21 protein-coding genes and 1 pseudogene are annotated in these 18,345 nt (G+C 38.0%); 10 read left to right on the top strand and 12 right to left on the bottom strand.

Annotation, left to right across the window (positions count from 1 at the left end; genetic code table 11):
- Positions 1–122: pseudogene (locus tag BTHERMOSOX_RS05720) on the top strand (IS1595 family transposase); the annotation flags it as partial.
- Positions 123–176: 54 nt separating this feature from the next.
- Here the strand turns inward: BTHERMOSOX_RS05720 and BTHERMOSOX_RS05715 are convergent.
- Positions 177–842, bottom strand: a complete 666-nt coding sequence (locus tag BTHERMOSOX_RS05715) for a hypothetical protein (protein ID WP_138120163.1) — start codon at positions 840–842, stop codon at positions 177–179.
- 78 nt (positions 843–920) lie between these two features.
- A complete protein-coding gene (locus tag BTHERMOSOX_RS05710; RefSeq protein WP_138120162.1) occupies positions 921–1,208 on the bottom strand; it encodes a rhodanese-like domain-containing protein in 288 nt (95 codons plus the stop codon).
- An 83-nt stretch (positions 1,209–1,291) separates the two neighbouring features.
- Between BTHERMOSOX_RS05710 and serS the strand changes: the two genes are divergently transcribed.
- From serS to secF, 4 genes are read left to right on the top strand one after another with little or no spacing between them, the layout of a single operon-like run.
- Positions 1,292–2,584: a serine--tRNA ligase gene (gene serS, locus BTHERMOSOX_RS05705; RefSeq protein WP_138120161.1), complete on the top strand. Its 1,293-nt coding sequence runs from the start codon at positions 1,292–1,294 to the stop codon at positions 2,582–2,584.
- A gap of 12 nt (positions 2,585–2,596) precedes the next feature.
- Positions 2,597–2,932, top strand: coding sequence for a preprotein translocase subunit YajC (gene yajC, locus BTHERMOSOX_RS05700; protein WP_138120160.1), 336 nt, complete (start codon positions 2,597–2,599; stop codon positions 2,930–2,932).
- A 16-nt stretch (positions 2,933–2,948) separates the two neighbouring features.
- Positions 2,949–4,805 carry a protein translocase subunit SecD gene (gene secD / locus BTHERMOSOX_RS05695; protein WP_138120159.1) on the top strand — a complete coding sequence of 619 codons (1,857 nt, stop codon included), beginning with the start codon at positions 2,949–2,951 and terminating at the stop codon, positions 4,803–4,805.
- Positions 4,802–5,728 carry a protein translocase subunit SecF gene (gene secF, locus BTHERMOSOX_RS05690; RefSeq protein WP_138120158.1) on the top strand — a complete coding sequence of 309 codons (927 nt, stop codon included), beginning with the start codon at positions 4,802–4,804 and terminating at the stop codon, positions 5,726–5,728. Before secD ends, secF begins: the two co-directional genes overlap by 4 nt.
- Before the next feature lie 69 nt (positions 5,729–5,797).
- On the opposite strand, the gene fabB is transcribed toward secF, so the two are convergent.
- From fabB to BTHERMOSOX_RS05645, 9 genes are all read right to left on the bottom strand, one after another.
- Positions 5,798–7,015, bottom strand: a complete 1,218-nt coding sequence (fabB, locus tag BTHERMOSOX_RS05685; RefSeq protein ID WP_138120157.1) for a beta-ketoacyl-ACP synthase I — start codon at positions 7,013–7,015, stop codon at positions 5,798–5,800.
- Positions 7,015–7,521, bottom strand: coding sequence for a 3-hydroxyacyl-[acyl-carrier-protein] dehydratase FabA (fabA, locus tag BTHERMOSOX_RS05680; protein ID WP_138120156.1), 507 nt, complete (start codon positions 7,519–7,521; stop codon positions 7,015–7,017). Before fabA ends, fabB begins: the two co-directional genes overlap by 1 nt.
- Before the next feature lie 36 nt (positions 7,522–7,557).
- Positions 7,558–8,721: an O-succinylhomoserine sulfhydrylase gene (locus tag BTHERMOSOX_RS05675; protein WP_138120155.1), complete on the bottom strand. Its 1,164-nt coding sequence runs from the start codon at positions 8,719–8,721 to the stop codon at positions 7,558–7,560.
- 26 nt (positions 8,722–8,747) lie between these two features.
- Positions 8,748–10,265: an amidophosphoribosyltransferase gene (gene purF, locus BTHERMOSOX_RS05670; RefSeq protein WP_138120154.1), complete on the bottom strand. Its 1,518-nt coding sequence runs from the start codon at positions 10,263–10,265 to the stop codon at positions 8,748–8,750.
- A 12-nt stretch (positions 10,266–10,277) separates the two neighbouring features.
- Positions 10,278–11,126 carry a CvpA family protein gene (locus BTHERMOSOX_RS05665; RefSeq protein ID WP_138120153.1) on the bottom strand — a complete coding sequence of 283 codons (849 nt, stop codon included), beginning with the start codon at positions 11,124–11,126 and terminating at the stop codon, positions 10,278–10,280.
- A gap of 62 nt (positions 11,127–11,188) precedes the next feature.
- The gene (locus BTHERMOSOX_RS05660) at positions 11,189–12,379 is read right to left on the bottom strand and encodes a bifunctional folylpolyglutamate synthase/dihydrofolate synthase (RefSeq protein ID WP_138120152.1); all 1,191 of its coding nucleotides are present in this window, start codon (positions 12,377–12,379) and stop codon (positions 11,189–11,191) included.
- Positions 12,367–12,819 (bottom strand): FxsA family protein, encoded by a 453-nt coding sequence (locus tag BTHERMOSOX_RS05655; protein ID WP_138120151.1) that lies wholly within the window; start codon positions 12,817–12,819, stop codon positions 12,367–12,369. Before BTHERMOSOX_RS05655 ends, BTHERMOSOX_RS05660 begins: the two co-directional genes overlap by 13 nt.
- A 37-nt stretch (positions 12,820–12,856) precedes the next feature.
- Complete coding sequence (gene trmB / locus BTHERMOSOX_RS05650) at positions 12,857–13,546, bottom strand: tRNA (guanosine(46)-N7)-methyltransferase TrmB (protein WP_138120150.1); 690 nt, start codon at positions 13,544–13,546, stop codon at positions 12,857–12,859.
- The gene (locus BTHERMOSOX_RS05645; RefSeq protein ID WP_138120149.1) at positions 13,543–14,310 is read right to left on the bottom strand and encodes an exodeoxyribonuclease III; all 768 of its coding nucleotides are present in this window, start codon (positions 14,308–14,310) and stop codon (positions 13,543–13,545) included. The genes trmB and BTHERMOSOX_RS05645 overlap by 4 nt, the downstream gene beginning before the upstream one ends.
- Before the next feature lie 24 nt (positions 14,311–14,334).
- Here BTHERMOSOX_RS05645 and pyrE point away from each other — a divergent pair, with 24 nt between their 5' ends.
- A complete protein-coding gene (gene pyrE, locus BTHERMOSOX_RS05640; protein ID WP_138120148.1) occupies positions 14,335–14,973 on the top strand; it encodes an orotate phosphoribosyltransferase in 639 nt (212 codons plus the stop codon).
- Here the strand turns inward: pyrE and BTHERMOSOX_RS05635 are convergent.
- Positions 14,970–15,248, bottom strand: coding sequence for a DUF3579 domain-containing protein (locus BTHERMOSOX_RS05635; RefSeq protein WP_138120147.1), 279 nt, complete (start codon positions 15,246–15,248; stop codon positions 14,970–14,972). The genes pyrE and BTHERMOSOX_RS05635 overlap by 4 nt on opposite strands.
- A 119-nt stretch (positions 15,249–15,367) precedes the next feature.
- Here BTHERMOSOX_RS05635 and BTHERMOSOX_RS05630 point away from each other — a divergent pair, with 119 nt between their 5' ends.
- The 4 genes from BTHERMOSOX_RS05630 to BTHERMOSOX_RS05615 all read left to right on the top strand — a co-directional run bounded on the left by BTHERMOSOX_RS05630 (position 15,368) and on the right by BTHERMOSOX_RS05615 (position 18,130).
- Positions 15,368–15,625 (top strand): hypothetical protein, encoded by a 258-nt coding sequence (locus BTHERMOSOX_RS05630; protein ID WP_138120146.1) that lies wholly within the window; start codon positions 15,368–15,370, stop codon positions 15,623–15,625.
- Positions 15,626–15,815: 190 nt separating this feature from the next.
- Positions 15,816–16,568, top strand: coding sequence for a hypothetical protein (locus BTHERMOSOX_RS05625; protein ID WP_138120144.1), 753 nt, complete (start codon positions 15,816–15,818; stop codon positions 16,566–16,568).
- Between the two features lie 77 nt (positions 16,569–16,645).
- Complete coding sequence (locus tag BTHERMOSOX_RS05620; protein WP_138120143.1) at positions 16,646–17,056, top strand: hypothetical protein; 411 nt, start codon at positions 16,646–16,648, stop codon at positions 17,054–17,056.
- A 159-nt stretch (positions 17,057–17,215) separates the two neighbouring features.
- On the top strand, positions 17,216–18,130 hold the full coding sequence (locus BTHERMOSOX_RS05615) for a hypothetical protein (protein ID WP_138120142.1): 915 nt from the start codon (positions 17,216–17,218) through the stop codon (positions 18,128–18,130).
- Positions 18,131–18,345 lie beyond the last annotated feature (215 nt).

Genomic DNA, 18,345 nt, shown 5'->3' with positions numbered 1-18,345 from the left:
TGAATAAAAATATGTTTAATTTACACTTGAAAGAATGTGAATTTAGATTCAATAATCGCAAGCAAAATCTTTATAAGATTTTGCTTGAAATGTTCAGAAAAGAGTCGCTTAAGTTGTCATGACCCTTTATTTTTATTTATAGGGATTATCTATGGATGCTTTGTGTAAATTACAAGTTAAAGCAGATGATCGCCTGAAGATTCGTTTTTATAAGTCAGATCTTGTCGGGTGGATTTACGTTTTGAGCGTGGAACTTTGTTCTTTTTTCGCTCGATTTGCTCTTCTTTTGAGACAATTTTATCGACTGCAACAAGCATGTTGACACTTTTTTTAATTGCTTCAAACGCTTTTGGCGCTTGAATTTCAACAATTTGTTGAATGATCCATTTTTCATCAACTTCAGTCATGGCTTTTTGGACTTTTTCACCAAAATAGCGCATGAATAAATAGTTGGGTTCACCTTCTGAGAACTCATAATCGCTATAGTCTTTTGAGCGCAGGTTGTAAGTGTTGATAAATTCTTGCCAATGATCGCCTTCGCCAATGCGCTCTTGTTTGTTTTCTTGGTAATAGTCTGCCGATTGCTTGGCCATAGCAACAATTAATTCTTGACGCTTTTTACTGTCAAGAATATCAAATGCTAATCGGTCTACACATTGTATTAGATAGCACATGTATTCTCTAATAACGTCAAAAACTTGTGCTTTTTCAATAACGTAAGCTTTGTTGATGAGATCAGTTAAATGGTTTTTAGTAATGCGCCAAGAATTAAAAGCAAGGGCGCCTGCAATTTCATCAATAGTTTTTACTTGAGTTTTATGCCAAGTGCTTTTAATTCTCATACTATTTTATGATTAAGATTTAATATAAGAATTTTAACAAGCAATCTTGGATTGATTACTTGTAATTATAAAGGAGAATTAATCACAGTTATAATTTTTAAATGAGCCTAAATCATGCACTTCATTAAAACCCATTTGCGTTAAATAGTTTTTTGCAGTTGCTGAGCGTGCACCACTTAAACAGTACAAAATAACAGCCTTATCTTTATCAAGAACATTGGCTGCATTCATGATGCCTTGAAGTGGCAAGCTGATTGCTTTTGGCAGGGCGCCACGTGAAAATTCTGCACCAGTTCTAACATCAACAAGTTGAGCGCCATCGGCTAATAGTTTGCACGCATCAGCGGACGAAAATGAGTTAAACATAGTATAATTTCCTGAATAAGTTTTATTTGAATCTCTAGTTCATTAAGAGGCTCAAATCAATATAAGGAAACCATTATATAACAATGCTAAGTAAAAAGCAACTAAGAAATGATGTAGAGGCGGTCGCCAAGGCACTAAAAAAGCGACATTTTTCCTTTGATATCAACGTCTTAACCAAATTAGAAAATAGTCGTAAAAAAAATCAGGTTAAAACTCAAGAACTTCAAAACCTGAGAAACACTCAATCAAAGTCAATTGGAAAAGCTAAGGCTGCTGGTGAAGATATTGCACCCTTATTAAAGGCTGTAGCTAACTTAGGCGATGATCTTGATGCGGCCAAAACTGAGCTTCAAGAGATTCAGACTCAGATTGATAATATTGCTTTGTCAATGCCAAACATTCCACACGAGTCTGCACCAGAAGGCAAATCAGAAGATGATAATGTTGAGGTGTCAAAATGGGGTGAACCTGGCGTTTATGATTTTGAAGTTAAAGATCATGTTGATTTGGGTGAAAAACTTGGCTTAGATTTTGAAACGGCAGCTAAGATCTCAGGCAGTCGATTTTCAGTGATGACTGGTAATATTGCACGCCTACATCGTGCCTTAACCCAATTTATGCTTGATCAGCATACAGAAGTTAACGGCTATGTGGAGGCTTATGTGCCCTATTTGGTTAATGCAGAATCGTTGATGGGCACAGGTCAATTGCCTAAATTTGAGGCAGATTTGTTTAAAACCCATTTGCATGGCGAAGAGGGTGATGCTAAAACTTTATACCTTATTCCTACGGGCGAAGTACCAATCACTAATATGATGCGTGACACCATTGTTAATGAGGCAGATTTACCATTGAAATTTGTTGGCCATACACCAAGTTTTAGATCTGAAGCAGGTGCTTATGGGCGTGATACTCGAGGTTTAATTCGCCAGCATCAGTTTGAAAAGGTGGAGCTGGTTCAAGTGGTTAAAGCACAAGATTCTTATGCCGCTTTAGAGGTGTTAACCTCTCATGCAGAGGGTATTTTGCAAGCGTTAGAATTGCCATATCGTAAGGTTAATTTATGTATGGGTGATCTTGGATTTTCTTCAGCCAAAACTTATGATCTTGAAGTGTGGTTGCCAGGCCAAAATGCCTATCGTGAAATTTCTTCATGCTCGTGTTTTGAAGATTTCCAGGCACGTCGATTACAGCTTAGATTTAAAAATAAAGAAACCAGTAAATCAGAATTATTACACACAATCAATGGCTCGGGTCTTGCTGTAGGTAGAACTCTAGTGGCAGTGTTAGAAAATCATCAACAAGCTGATGGCAGCATTAAGGTGCCATCAATATTGCAAAGCTACATGGGTGGCTTAGAATTTATTAAACAATAGGAGATAAAAAAAATGAATATTTTAGATTTAGTGATTAGTCCTGCTTTTGCAGAAGGCTCAACAGGCAGTGCAGGTGATCCATTGGGCGGCTTGCCATTTTTGATTATTATGTTTGTACTGATGTATTTTTTACTCATCAGACCTCAACAGAAACGTGCAAAAGAACACAAAACACTATTGGCAGCGATGAAAAAAGGTGATGAAGTGGTAACTAATGGCGGCATTATCGGCACAGTAACATCGGTAGAGGATTCATTTGCTACGTTGGAAATTGCACAAGGTATTATTGTTAAAGTTCAAAAGCAAGGTATCAATCAAAAACTACCAAAAGGCAGTGCTAAAATTTAATTAACCTAGGCTTTTTATGAATCAATTTTCTGCACTTAAAAATACACTGATAGCATTTTTCTTATTGCTAGCAGCATTGTATGCATTGCCAAATATCTTTGGATCAGATTTGGCGGTTCAAGTATCTGCCACTGGTGATGCTGCTTTATCACAAGAAGACTTGGACAAGGTTAGAAAAGCCTTGGATACTAAGTCAATTTCTTACAAATCGGTTGAACTGACTGGTCGTAGAATTTTGGCCAGATTTGCAGACAATAAGTCTCAGTTAAGCGCTAAAGAGTCGTTAAAGCAAGATCTAGGTCGTAACTATGTTACCGCTTTAAATCTCGCACCTTCAGTGCCCTCTTGGTTGGCTGATTTAGGTGGCAAGGCAATGTCCTTAGGGCTTGATTTGCGTGGCGGTGTGCACTTCTTATTAGAAGTTGATATGCATGCTGTTATTAATATGTCGTTGAATAAGTCTTACAATGAGCTACGTACACTACTAAGAAAAGATCGACTATATAAGCGTGTAGAAGCCAAAGGTGATCATATTGTTATTTTATTTAAGACTAGTGACTCTAGAGATAAAGGGATTGAATTAATCCAAGAAGAACTAACGGATCTTGAGATATTGGAAGTTAAATCAGATAATGGTTTGCAAATTAATATTGGTATTACTGAGAGTGCTCAAACTGAGGCTAAAAGTAATGCTTTGAAGCAAAATATTACAACTCTGCGTAATCGTGTCAATGAACTGGGTGTGGCTGAGCCAATCATTCAACAGCAAGGATTAGAACGTATTGTCGTACAATTGCCAGGTGTGCAAGATACTGCTAGAGCTAAAGAAATTTTAGGTGCTGTTGCAACCTTGGAGTTTCGTTTGGTGGATGAGAAAAACGATCCTCAAACCGCCATTCAGTCAGGAAAACCCCCCATTGGTTCAAAATTGTATTATTTTAGAGATGGCCGCCCTTTATTGTTAAAAACTCGCGTGATTACAACGGGTGAGAATATTACAGGTGCCTCATCTGGTATTGATTCAGAAAACTCAACACCAATGGTTAACATTACTTTAGACAGTGCTGGTGGACGTGCAATGCTAGATACAACCAAAAAGTATTTACATCATCGCATGGCTGTAGTTTTTATTGAAAACAAAGTTGAAACTGTTTTAGAAAAAGGCAAGATCGTTAAAAAACGTTCGACCACGCAAGATGTTATTAATGCAGCGACCATTCAAGGAACTTTCTCATCAAGATTTCAGATTACGGGTATCGATAGTGCTAGAGAAGCCAGAAATCTAGCATTATTGTTAAGAGCAGGCTCATTGTCGGCACCAATTGAAATCATCGAAGAGCGTACTATTGGCCCAAGCTTGGGTGCGGATAATATTGCCAAGGGCGTCATGTCGGTAGTGATTGGCTTTATTCTAGTGTTACTCTTTATGGCATTCCGCTACAGAGTGTTTGGCCTAGTAGCGAATATTGCCTTGACACTTAATTTAGTGATGATTGTGGCAGTTTTATCTTTATTACAAGCGACATTAACTTTACCAGGTATTGCTGGTATTGTATTAACAGTGGGTATGGCGGTTGATGCGAACGTGTTAATTTTTGAACGTATTAAAGAAGAGCTAGGTGTGAATAGCAATATTCAAAAAGCCATTGCAGCAGGCTACGATAAGGCAGTATTGACTATTGCCGATGCAAATATTACAACACTAATCGCAGCGTTAGTATTGTTCAGCTTTGGCACGGGTCCAATTAAAGGTTTTGCCATTACTTTGTCGATTGGCATTGTGACATCAATGTTTACTGCGATTATCGTTTCACGAGCAATTATTAATAAAATTTACGGCGGCAAGAAAAAACTAGAGGAGATTTCAATATGAGCATAACCGCTTTAAAGATCCCAACAATTGATTTTGTTGGCAAACGCACTTACGCTATTGTATTTTCTGCATTGTTAATGGCGCTTAGTGTTTTTTCACTATCAACAAATGGCCTAAAATTAGGCATCGACTTTACGGGTGGAACACTAATTGAAGTTGGCTATAAGCAGAGTGTTAATTTAACCGAGATTAGGGCGACACTTGATAAGGCTGATTTTAAGCGTGCAAATGTACAATATTTTGGCTCTACTAATGAAATTTTAATTCGTCTTGAGCCGCAAACTATTTCTAGTGCCAAGCTAAGCACAAAGATTATTCGCCTACTGGGTGATGATGTTGATATCCGCCGTGTTGAATTTGTTGGCCCTAAAGTGGGAGAAGAGCTCACTAATGATGGTGGCCTAGCGATGCTATATGCATTGATCGGTATTTTGATTTATGTTGCCTTTCGTTTCGAATATCGTTTTGCATTGGGTTCAATTACAGCCTTAATTCATGATGTTATTGCCACTCTAGGCTTCTTCTCGTTATTTCAAGTAGAGTTTGATTTGACAGTTTTAGCTGCTATTTTGGCGGTTATTGGTTATTCTTTGAATGATACTATTGTTGTGTTTGATCGAATTCGTGAGAACTTTTTATCGACTCGACATGTCGATCCTCAGAAAATCATTAATGGCGCTCTGAATCAAACGCTTTCTAGAACAATCATGACATCTGTAACAACTCTAATTGTGTTGTTGGCGCTATTCTTTTTAGGTGGAGAAATTATTCACGGCTTTGCTGTTGCACTTTTGATTGGTGTATTGATTGGTACTTACTCTTCTATATATGTGGCAAGCTCAATGATTCTTGCCATGGGTATTACCAAGGAAGATTTACTTCCTTCAGAGAAAGAAAAACAAGAAATCGATACAAGACCTTAGTCAAGGTTTTAACCCATTAAAAAGGCCGCTGATTAAGCGGCCTTTTTAATAAACTTTGGTTTCTTATATTTATGCTTTAAATTTCTCGAATACCAAACAAGCGTTAGTGCCACCAAAGCCAAAGCTATTTGACATCACGCGATTAAGTGATTGAATTGTGGTTGAGCGTACAACTGGAACGCCTTCAGCTGCTTCATCAATATTCTCAATATTGACTGATTCAGCCATGAAATCATTTTGCATCATTAGTAATGAGTAAATTGCTTCGTTTACGCCGGCAGCGCCCAAGGCGTGACCAGATAAAGATTTTGTTGAACCCACATTAGGAATATCATTGCCAAATACTTCTTTAATAGCGCCTAGTTCTTTAGAGTCTCCGACTGGAGTCGAGGTGCCGTGTGCATTAATATAGTCAATAGGGCCATTAACCGTTGATATGGCTAGTTGCATACAACGCTTTGCACCTTCGCCTGATGGAGCAACCATATCGTAGCCGTCTGACGTTGCACCATAGCCAGTTAATTCAGCAAGGATGGTTGCGCCACGAGCTTGAGCATGATCTAAAGATTCAAGCACTAAAGCACCACCACCACCAGAAATGACAAAGCCATCACGGTCTGCGTCGTAAGCTCTTGAGGCTTTTTCCGGCGTTTCGTTATACTTTGAAGAAAGCGCACCCATGGCGTCAAATAACATAGTTAATGACCAATCTAATTCTTCACCACCACCAGCAAACACAACATCTTGCTTGCCCATTTGGATTTGCTCCATAGCATTGCCAATACAATGTGCAGAGGTAGAGCAAGCAGAACTAATTGAATAATTAATGCCTTTAATTTTAAACATGGTGGAAAGACAAGCTGAAGTAGTCGATCCCATTGTGCGAGGCACTCGATATGGGCCGACTCGTTTAATGCCTTTTTCTCTTAAGATGTCTGCAGCTTCAACAACATTTTGGTTTGAAGCGCCGCCTGATCCCATGATTAGACCGGTACGAGTATTTGAAACTTGATCTTCGCTAAGGCCAGATTGTTTAATGGCTTGATCTAAGGCGACTGCATTATAAATAGCTGCATCCGCCATAAAGCGTTTCATTTTTCGATCAATAATATCGCTTGAATCTATTTCGGCCACTTGTCCAGAGACGTGTGATCTAAGGCCCATTTCGGCTTGTTTTTCGTCAAACTTAATACCAGTTTTTGCTGTTTTTAATGATTCTAAAACTTCTTCGCAATTTGCACCTAAGCTAGAAACAATACCCATTCCTGTTACGACTACTCTATTCATTAGAAGTTGCTCGTATCAGTGAATAAGCCAACTTTTAAATCTTTGGCTTCGTAAATAATTTTTCCATCCACTTCCATGGTGGCATCGCCAATACCCATATAAAGCTTGCGAGCAATAACGCGTTTAAGATTAATGCGATAAGTTACCTTTTTAGCTGTTGGTAAAACCTGGCCAGTAAACTTAATGCTACCGCCTAATGCACGACCACGACCAGGACCACCTAACCAGCCTAAATGAAATCCAATAAGCTGCCACATAGCGTCTAAACCTAGGCAACCGGGCATAACTGGATCTTCGTTAAAGTGACATGCGAAAAACCATAAATCAGGATTAACATCTAACTCTGCAATAATTTCACCTTTACCGAATTCTCCACCTTCGTCTGAAATGTGAGTAATTCTGTCAAACATTAGCATTGGTGGCTTTGGCAGTTGGGCATTGCCTGGGCCAAATGATTCGCCATTTCCACATTGAATTAATTCTTCGTATGAGTATGAGTTTTGCATAAGATTACCTTGTTCTAATTTTGATGAAATTATACATCAAAGTCCTTTGTTTATATCATCTATCAAGTCGTCTACATCTTCAAGTCCAACTGAGATTCTAATCAGACTTTCTGAAATATTTGCACTGTGTTTTTCTTCATCTGTTAGTCTTCCATGGGTAGTGCTAGCGGGGTGAGTAATGGTTGATTTTGTATCACCTAAATTGGCTGTGATTGAAAATATATCTGCGGCATTGATAATGTCAAATGCAGCTTGTCGGCCACCATTAACTTCAAACGAAACGATACCGCCAAAACCTGATTGTTGATTCTTGGCCAATTGATGGTGCGGGTGAGATTGCAAGCCTAGGTAATGCACTTTTTCTATACTTGGGTGTTGCTCTAGCCAAGTTGCTAGTTTCATGGCGTTGTCAGAATGAGCTTTCATTCTTAGGCTGAGTGTATCTAGCCCTTTAAGAACAATCCAAGCGTTAAAGGCGCTAAGGCTTGGCCCAGTTGTGCGAACAAAGCCATGTACTTGTTCAATGATTTCTTCAGTGCCTAATACTGCACCAGCCAAGCAACGACCTTGGCCATCAATATATTTGGTCGCCGAATGAATTACAATATCAGCGCCGAGCTCTAATGGCTTTTGCAGTGCTGGCGTTAGAATGGCGTTATCAACCGCCAATAAAATATTGTTAGCTTTGGTGATTTTACTAAGCGCCACTAAGTCAACAACCTGACCTAAAGGATTAGACGGTGTTTCTAGTAAGAAAAGTTTGGTATTGTTATTAATTGCATTTTCCCAAGCGTTTAAATCTGACAAATCAACAAAACTAACGCTGACGCCAAATTTGGCAATAATGGTATTAAGCAAAACAATTGTGGTGCCAAACATGTTGCGAGAAGTAACAATATGATCGCCTGTTTTTAATAAAGCCATTAAGGTGGCAAAGATAGCAGCCATACCTGATGATGTAGCAACACAGGCTTGAGCACCTTCTAAGGCGGCAAGTTTTTTCTCAAACGCATCTACGGTTGGATTGGTGAAACGTGCATAGATATTGCCAGGCTCTTCTTTAGAAAAGCGATTGGCCGCTTGCTCGGCAGAATCAAAGACAAAGCTAGAGGTAAGAAATATTGCCTCAGAGTGTTCTTGCTCACCTGTTGTCCGATAACCCTCGCGGATTGCTTTAGTATCGAAATTTAACGCTTTCATTGAATGTAAATAATTGACAAATAAGACTATTCTACATCATTGCAGATTAATTCAGAACTTTCATTAGTATTGTTCTTTTCTTTAACAGAATCTGCTCGTGCAGCTTCAATGTCATTTAGATATTGTTGATCGATATCACCAGTGACATATTCACCATTAAAGCAAGAACAATCAAATTCTTGTATGTCTTTATTACCTTGTTGAACGCACCAAATAAGATCATCTAAATCTTGATAAATAAGCTTATCAGCGCCGATCGCCTCACAAACTTCTTCAGTGGTTTTATTATGAGCAATAAACTCTTTGTTGCTAGCCATGTCAATGCCATAAACATTTGGGTGTCGTACGGCTGGTGCAGCTGAGGCAAAAAATACTTTATTGGCGCCTGCATCGCGAGCCATTTTGACAATTTGTTGACTGGTTGTTCCTCTAACAATTGAATCATCCACCAGTAAAACATTTTTACCTTTAAATTCAAGTCCGATAGCGCTAAGCTTTTGACGTACAGATTTTTTGCGCAATTTTTGCCCAGGCATAATAAAAGTTCGAGCAATATAACGATTTTTAATCAGCCCTTCGGAGTATTTAACTTCTAATTCATGCGCTAATTGCAAAGCTGAAACGCGCGAAGTGTCAGGAATTGGGATAACTACATCAATTTTTTCATCACCCCATTCTTTGTAAATTTTGGCAGCTAGACGCTCACCCATTCTTAAGCGTGTTTTGTAAACAGAAATATCATCAATAACCGAATCAGGCCTTGCAAAGTAAACAAACTCAAAAATACAAGGCGAGTATTTAGGATTTTGTGCACATTGCTGAATGAAAATATTACCCTTACGATCAATAACAACCGCCTCACCTGGCTTGATATCTTGAGTTATTTCATAGCCAAGCGCTGTTAATGCAACACTTTCTGATGCAAGCATGTACTTGGTTCCACCATTGGTGGTGCGCTTTCCAAGGATAAGTGGTCGAATGCCATTAGGATCTCTAAAGCCAAAAATTCCGTAGCCCGGAATCATGCCGATAGTAGCGTAAGCACCACGAACACGTTTGTGTACTTGTTTAACGGAATCAAGAACATCTTGCTCGTTAATGCGTTGCTTTTGTAGTTTGGCTAGTTCACTGGCAAATACATTAAGTAGAATTTCAGAATCTGAATTAGTATTGATGTGGCGTAAATCTTGTTCAAATAACTCTTGAGCCAGCTCTTTGGTATTGGTTAAATTGCCATTATGAGCAAAAGCGATGCCGTAAGGAGAGTTCACATAAAAAGGCTGCGCTTCGGCGCCACTCGAGGTGCCAGCAGTGGGGTATCGAACATGACCAATACCCATGTCACCCAGTAAAGAAGTCATGTGTTCGGTTCTAAAAGCATTTTTAACTAAGCCATTTGACTTGCGCATATAAAAGCGACCTTTGTGCGAAGTAACAATGCCTGCCGCATCTTGTCCTCGATGCTGAAGAATGGTTAAAGCGTCATAAATATAGACAGCTGTATCTTTTTTAGTGGTGGATAGAATGCCAACGATGCCGCACATAAATTTTCCCCTTTATTCGTTTTCGATAAATAATAAATGTTCTGATAGTGCGGGTTTAATATCCACAGCTACATCTTGAAAGATTCTTAAAGCGCCATTCGTATCAAGCCAATAGTATTGTTGCGAGATGCTGTCGATACTTTGAAATACGAGCGCCATGATTAAAATAGCTAAACTACCTTTGATCAGACCAACTAGTAGGCCGCCAAAGTTATTTTTACGGCTATTGATATTTTTAGCATTAAGCCTGTCATCCAGAGCATGCAAAATATCAAGAATCTTCTTAAAAAATGAAGATAAGAAACAAGGCTTTGTTGCATCAATAGAAATATTCAGCATATTGGAAATGCTTGAACAAACACCGATAATAACAGCAAAAGTGATGGCAAATGATAAGCCAATACGAGTCGAGGTGTTAGTTACAACAATCTCCATTAAGCCTAGGTTGGCGACGATATCAAAGTAGTACCAACTTAATGTAGCTGTAGCTGCAAAAAATATTAAGTAAGCAAATATTTTATTTAGAGCACATGGATTGCTGACATTGGATGAGGCGTCAGTTAATTTGTAAATGGCTTTTTTGATCAACAGTGTGCCAATAAAAATAACGCCAAAGGCGATGGCCATATGTGATTGGTGTGATAGCAATAACCAAGTAATAGCACCACTCACAGCTAGAGGTTGATAAAACAGCCAGGCAACAATAATAGCGAGCAGTAAAAAGCTAAAGTTAATCAGCTCTTTAGCCATGCCGCGCTTGAAGCCAAGCACTAAGAATGCAATTAAAATAACAAGAGTAATCCAATCAGACCAGACTAGTAGTCCAATCACGTTCCAAGCATTTGCAAAAAAATCATTCATCGATTCTCTCCAGAGATCGTTTTATTATATGCGCCAATTTTACAAGGTTTTTTATTCAAACGTTACTTAAACATCGCCAACGCATCAGTCACGACATGAAAGGATCCAAATACCACAACACGCTGATAAGATTGCTGATTTTCAGCTTCGCAAAGGGCTAATTTAATAGTGTCATAGGCTTTGACCGATTCTTTAAGGCTAAACTGATTGGTTAAAAAAGCAATATCTGCAGCTCGATCAACCGTTAGTGGTGCTATTAGCCATTGATCAATTTCTGGCGAGATTGCTGTAATCATCAAGGGGATATCTTTATCTTTAAGCGCGGAAAAGACAGCTAGAGTTGGCTGCTTATCCTTGCTCAATTCTTTGGCCAGCGCTTTGATAGCAGCCTCGTTATGAGCCACGTCAAAAATAAATTGCTTATTACTGATGTTTTTTATCTGAAAACGACCATCTAATTGCGCACTTTCTAAGCCCTGTTGAATCAAAGAATCACTAACTTTAAATTTTTTGTTAAGTTTTTTAACGCATAAAGCAGCAAGTGTTGCGTTATATTGTTGATGCTCGCCTTTAAGAATTAAAGCGCCTGAATAAGGGGTTGATACAAACTCAAGCAAGGCATTAATATCATCAGCATGTTTTTTAAGCGATAAGGGTGGGTCTATATCGCCACAAACGCACGGCGTATTGCTACGCATAATGCCAGCCTTTTCATGGCCAATGAGTTCACGTGTATCGCCTAAATAATCCACGTGATCAATAGCTATATTGGTAATGACCGCAATATCCGCATCAACAACGTTGACTGAATCTAGGCGACCACCTAAGCCAATTTCTAATATAGCAATGTCAATTTTTTGATCAGAAAAAATGAGTAAAGCCGCCAAGGTTGAAAATTCAAAATAGGTTAGAGAAATCTCACCTCGAGCCTGCTCAATTTGTTCAAACGCTGTACAAATTTGAGCGTCAGTTGCTTGCACGCCATTAATAACAAAGCGTTCGTTGTAGTTATGAATATGTGGAGAGGTAAATTTGGCCACTAAAAAGTGGGTTTGTTGATAAATGCTTTCAATAAAGGCAGTGGTCGAGCCTTTACCATTGGTTCCTGCAACAACAATACTGGTAAATGCAACGCCATTTGGAAATAGCTTTAAATAAACACTTTGAATACGCGTTAAGCCAAGGTCAATGGCTTGACTGTGCAAACTTTCTTGCCAGCTAAGCCATTGATCAAGCGTTGTTAATCTTCCCAAAATTCACCATCAATCGTATCTTTTTTCTTATTATCTTTCTTGTCGTTAGATGAGGCTGTATGAATAAAGCCTGAATTTTTTTGCTGAAATATTTTTTCAGCATTTTTACTTAAAATTTTATCGATAAAATATACTCTTGAAAAAGGCATGAGTCCCAACAGGCCTATGCCATCAGTGATAAACCCTGGTGTCAGCAGCAATACGCCAGAAATCAAAATAACCACACCCTCCATCATCTCAAATGCTGGTGTTTGACCATTAGCCATAGCTTGTTGAGCCTTGGCCATAGTTGACCAGCCTTGTTGTTTGAGTAGGGTAGAACCCACTAATGCAGTAATAACAACCAGTAAAATGGTGGAGAATCCACCGATAGATTCACCCACGGATACCAGTACATAGATTTCGAGTAACGTCATTACAACAAATATTGGAAAAATCATAGTTGGTCGATCCTAAATAAATATAAAAAACTTAATGTTATTTCTTGTTGGTAAAAATTAAATCCCAAACGCCATGACCCAATCTTTCACCGCGACGTTCAAATTTGGTAATAGGGCGCCTGATAGGCCTTGGTGAATAGATACGGGCGCCAAGTGTGTTTTTAAAGTGGGCGTGCGCTTCCAGGGTTTCCATCATCTGCTGTGCATAATGCTCCCAGTCAGTTGCCATATGCACAAAGCCGTCGTCGATTAACTTGTCGGACATCATGTCCATAAATTCATTTTGAACGATGCGACGTTTGTGGTGTTTTTTCTTGTGCCAAGGGTCGGCAAAGTACAGTTGAAATCCAGATAAACTATTGGCAGCAATATTATTTTTTAATACCTCGACCGCATCTTCTTTGATAACTTTAAGGTTACTTAGATTGTGCTTATAGGCTTCGTTAATCAGTCGACCAACGCCAGCTTCATAAACCTCAATGCCTAAAAAATTACACTCAGGTTCGTTGATGGCCATTTGCAATAATGAGTCGCCATTGCCAAACCCAATTTCCAAAATAACATCTTGTTTTTTTTCGAAAACAGTATCAAGGTTAATAATTTTATTATCAGTTGGATCGATACCATATTTTGGCCAAAGCTCGTTCAGTCCGTATTTTTGCCCTTCTGTGAGTCTGCCAGAGCGTCTAACAAAACTTTGAATTTTTCGAATTACTTTATTACTCATAAGTTGTAATCAATGATAAGCGGCGAATGGTCAGAAAAACGCTCATTTTTATAAACCCAGGCAGCTTGCACTTTGCCTTTAAGTTTTTTGCTGAGAATTTGATAATCAATACGCCAGCCTGTATTGTTAGCCCAGGCTTGTCCACGGTTTGACCACCAAGTGTATTGATGAGCCTCTTGATTGACTTCTCTGAAAGCATCAGTATATTGCGCCTCTCCAAATAATTGATCCATCCAAGCGCGCTCTTCTGGCAAACAGCCTGAGCGCTTTTTATTGCCAGCAAAGTTTTTGATATCAATCTCTTTATGCACAATATTGATATCGCCACAAATAATATAATCTCGACCATTATCCTGAAGGGTTTTTAAATAAGGCATGAAACGCTCAGTCATAAAATCCATTTTATAATCTTGACGCTCTTCTTTAGCCGAACCAGAAGGGATGTAAATAGAAATAACACTTAAGTTTCCAAAGTCAGCTTGGATGAATCGCCCTTCAAAATTAAAATCTTCCCAGGGGCTAAAAATAACTTGATCAGGCTTTTGCTTACAATATAGGCCGGTGCCACTGTAGCCTTTTTTCTCAGCAGGCTTGTAGTAAGTGTAGATGTCTTTTGGGTAGAATTTATCATCAAGCTGATCCTCTTGCGCTTTGATCTCTTGTACGCAGACTACATCAGCATCTTGAGTTTTCATCCACTCAAAAAAACCTTTTCGTTCAGCTGCTCGAATACCATTGACATTAGCCGTTATAATTCTCTTCATTGAAATAATTTTATAGGAAAAGCCATGAAACAGTATCAAAAAGACTTCGTAGATTTTATGTTAAAAATTGGTGCGTTGAAATTCGGTGAATTTACGCTTAAATCTGGACGCGTTAGCCCTTATGTCTTTAATGCGGGGTCGTTTAATACTGGCGAACATTTATCAAAATTGGGCAATTTTTATGCACAAGCCATTGAAGAGAGTGGACTAGAATTTGATGTATTATTTGGCCCTGCTTACAAAGGTATTCCGCTAGCCACCGCGTGTGCAATGGCACTTAACGATTCATTTGGTAGAAATGTACCTTATAGCTTTAACCGAAAAGAAGCTAAAACCCATGGTGAAGGTGGAGATATTGTTGGTCACGCATTAGAGGGCGATATTTTAATTATTGATGATGTTATTACTGCCGGCACAGCGATTCGTGAAGCGATGGATATTATTGATGCCAACGGTGCTAAAGCAAAAGGTGTAATTGTGGCGGTTAGTCGTCAAGAAAAAGGCAAGAGTAATAAGTCAGCTATTCAAGAAGTTGAAGAAAATTTCGGTATTACCGTGCTAAGTATTATTGATCTTTCTTATTTGATTGATTATTTAAAGCAGGGCGATGATCAAGATCTGATTAAGCGCATTGAAGCTTATAGAGATCAGTACGGTATTTAATTTGAATCTTGAGAGTTGATTTGTTCTTCAGTCACAACAAGGTGGCTGATTTTAGCGAATGATAATAATCGCTCAAACGTAAAAGAGCAGGCTTCTTGGAGTTGACTATCAAAAACAATCGATTTTATACCGTCAATTCTTCTAACCTTTAGGTGTCCGTTATATTTGATGAGTTGTTCTTTTTTGATGCAAACTAATCTTTCAGTCCAGTCGCTAGGTCTGAACTTCTGACCGTCTTGGGTAACGCCTGAGATAGTGTATCTGGTTGCTGGCATTTTGCTTTATTAAATGTGGTGGAGGGACAGGGATTTTACTCCAGTAGATGAAATCCTGAAAAAATGGAGTAATGCACCCGAACTAAACACGGTAAGTCCATATGAAGAGAGTCTAAATTATGACTGAATTAAAGTTTTTTGAGAAACTCGATCTGATAGATGTCTACATAAATTCTGTAGATAAAGTTGGCCATGAAAAGGCCTTTAAAAAGATAGAGACCTACTTAGAGTCACCCGCCATCTGTCGGTATTTTTTTGAAGAAATTACAGATAAAGAATGGGTAAATGTGGTTTTAAATTCAGAATTCTTTAAAGTATACCGTACTAAAAAACTACTATTTCTAGAAGATTATCAATTGGATCGGCTATTTTGTTGAAGGTTGCCGGAAAAGTGCCAGACCAAGCATCTCGCTATCTGAGCTCTATAACTACTATTAATGATGCAAAACTGCATGAACGCATGATAGAAGTAATGTTGCGACCGTTCATGCTCAAGAAGAAATTAGGTGGTGTAAAAAACAAGAAAACTTATACGGTCTATACCCTAAGCTTTCTGGGGAATTGATATTGCATATCCAAAAATGTGATGAGAAGAGTGCTTTTAGTCTAATAAATGAACTTCTTAAAGTTGATGCTATTACGAAAGAGGTGGGTAAGCCTGGTACTGATACGTATTATAAGAACATTGATGTAAAAGCAAAATACTCTGATTGGGAATATCAATCATTCCTCAATGAACATGTAAAACAATTTATATTACTCAGTGAAAATAAGTCTCAATATTTAGCACATTTGTTTAATCATCTACTGAATACATTGAACCTAGAAACAGATAGTGATGGACATGATTATTCTTGGATGTGGCGAAACACCTTAGAAGATAACGAGCAAACACGTCATATTAGTGGCGTCAAAGAGTATTTGTTAATATTATTAAGAGATTTATCTATAGCTCTAATCAAAAAAGATAGCAATCAATTTAAAGTGATTAATCAAGAGTTAAATCAAAATAAATATAAATGGAAGATTTTTGAAAGATTGTCTATATATCTAAGCGTTAAGTTTCTAGAAATTGATCTTAATTTGACGAATAGATTGATCAGTAACACAGGTTTATATGAAAATTTACATACACGCAATGAATATTCACTTTTATTAGATTCAGCCTTTAAACTGGTTAGTAAAAATACACAACATACAGTCTACGATTGGATTGAAGACGGATTTGATTTAAAAAATACATCAAGAAATATGAGAAGCTTAAAGAAAATCCACCTAGCAAAGAAGATCTTGAAGATTACAAAAATTACTGGAAAATAGCGCGCTTATATCTAATTAAACACCATCTTAAAGGTAAAAAGCTGGCTGAATACAATAGCTTGGTAGAAAAGGGAAGCGTGCCAAATCATCCAGAATATTCATCATATGCCACATCGTGGACCGGGCCAACTAGTCCTATGACGGTTGATGAGATAGGCGAGCTAAATATTACTAAATTAGTAGTGAATCTTAGAAATTGGCAGCCTGGTAAGGAAAGTATGGACTCCTCACCTGAAGGATTGTCTCGAAATCTCTCTGAAGCTATAAAGAAAGATGTGGATAAATATAAACATTCTGCCTCTTCGTTTAAAGAGTTGTCACCAGCTTATATCCGCGGCTTGTTTCAAGGATTTAAAGAAGGCATCTCTCAATTGGATCAAGAGTCTTGGTCTGAAATTATTGATTTATCTGAATGGGTTTTATCACAAGAAGATAGCATCAAACTAGAAATTGATATGGACTCGGGTGAGGATCCAAGCTGGTCTTAGTGTAAGAAATCTATTGCTAATTTACTTGATGTTGGATTAAAAAAAGGCGAAGGACAAATCCCTATAGCTTTGAAAGAACAGATATAGGGGCTTATTCTGCCATTAACTCTGGACCCTGATCCAACTCCAGCTGACGACTCAACATATGGCGGCAATAATATGGATCCTGCTACTAGGTCTATTAACACCGTTCGTGGTGAAGCTATGTATGCATTGGTTAGATATGGATTGTGGGTTGCACGTAATACAGCAACAGATGAAAAGTTTTGCTTTGATGATGCCCCTGAAATGAGAGAGACTTTAGATTGTCATCTTAACTCTAAAAATGATCCATCTCTGGCAATTAGATCTATATATGGCGAATTTTACTCCTGGTTAAATCTACTGGACACAGAGTGGGCGCAAGAAGCTAAATCTTGGATATTTTCTAATGATGAATTTGGCCTGGGTGATGCGGCATGGGATGCCTATATAAAATTCTGTCCACCCTATGATGACATATTAAAGGTTATGCCTGATATATATACTAAACATGTAAAAAAGCTGTCTAGTATTAGAAATAATGATGATAAAGAGCAAATACCAAGAAGTCTAGTAGAACATTTAATCACATTTTATTGGCGTTCAAAATTAGAGCTTGATGGCGAGATTCTATCAACATTTTATAGGTGTGCACCATTGAAGTTACGAAAATATGCTCTTGAGTTTTCCGGTCAAAGTCTAAATAATACACTCGATTTAGATAAAAATATTGAGGAGAGGCTGAAGAGGCTGTATGAATGGCGACAATCTCTTGTAATGGAGGGGGGTGAACAAGAAGAACTTGAAGGTTTCTATTGGTGGGTAGGTGTTGCTGTTATAGATAAAAACTGGATACTCACTAAATTTCATGAGTTATTACAGGCTCAAGATAAATTTGATAACCTTGATCTTGCAGCAAGCAAGCTTGGTGATTACTTAGATGTTGATCCAGTAAAAGTTCTTGACTGTATGGATATGATACTTAACAAGCTTAACACTCAAGGTGGGTACTTTGGTTGGAATGATACCGCACAAGATGAGACCTTTGCATAATTCATAATTCCCCATCCTATTTTCAACCCTTGCAATTTTTCAAAAAAAAAATAGCTCAAAATTTCCGTATTTTTCCATAAAAATCTAAAAAACACCTTGTTTGTCTGATTTTTTTAGCCTTATTTCTCTCTTTTTAGCCTTTTTTACTCACTGGATGTAATAATCCCTTAGGCTTTTTAATCGCTGCATTTCTTTAAAAATATTCATGCCAGTTT

It is taken from the genome of Bathymodiolus heckerae thiotrophic gill symbiont, from assembly GCF_900128515.1.
Classification (GTDB): Bacteria; Pseudomonadota; Gammaproteobacteria; order PS1; family Pseudothioglobaceae; genus Thioglobus_A.
The sequence above is the reverse complement of the archived record's forward strand: the minus strand, read 5'-3'. Positions and strand labels throughout refer to the sequence as shown.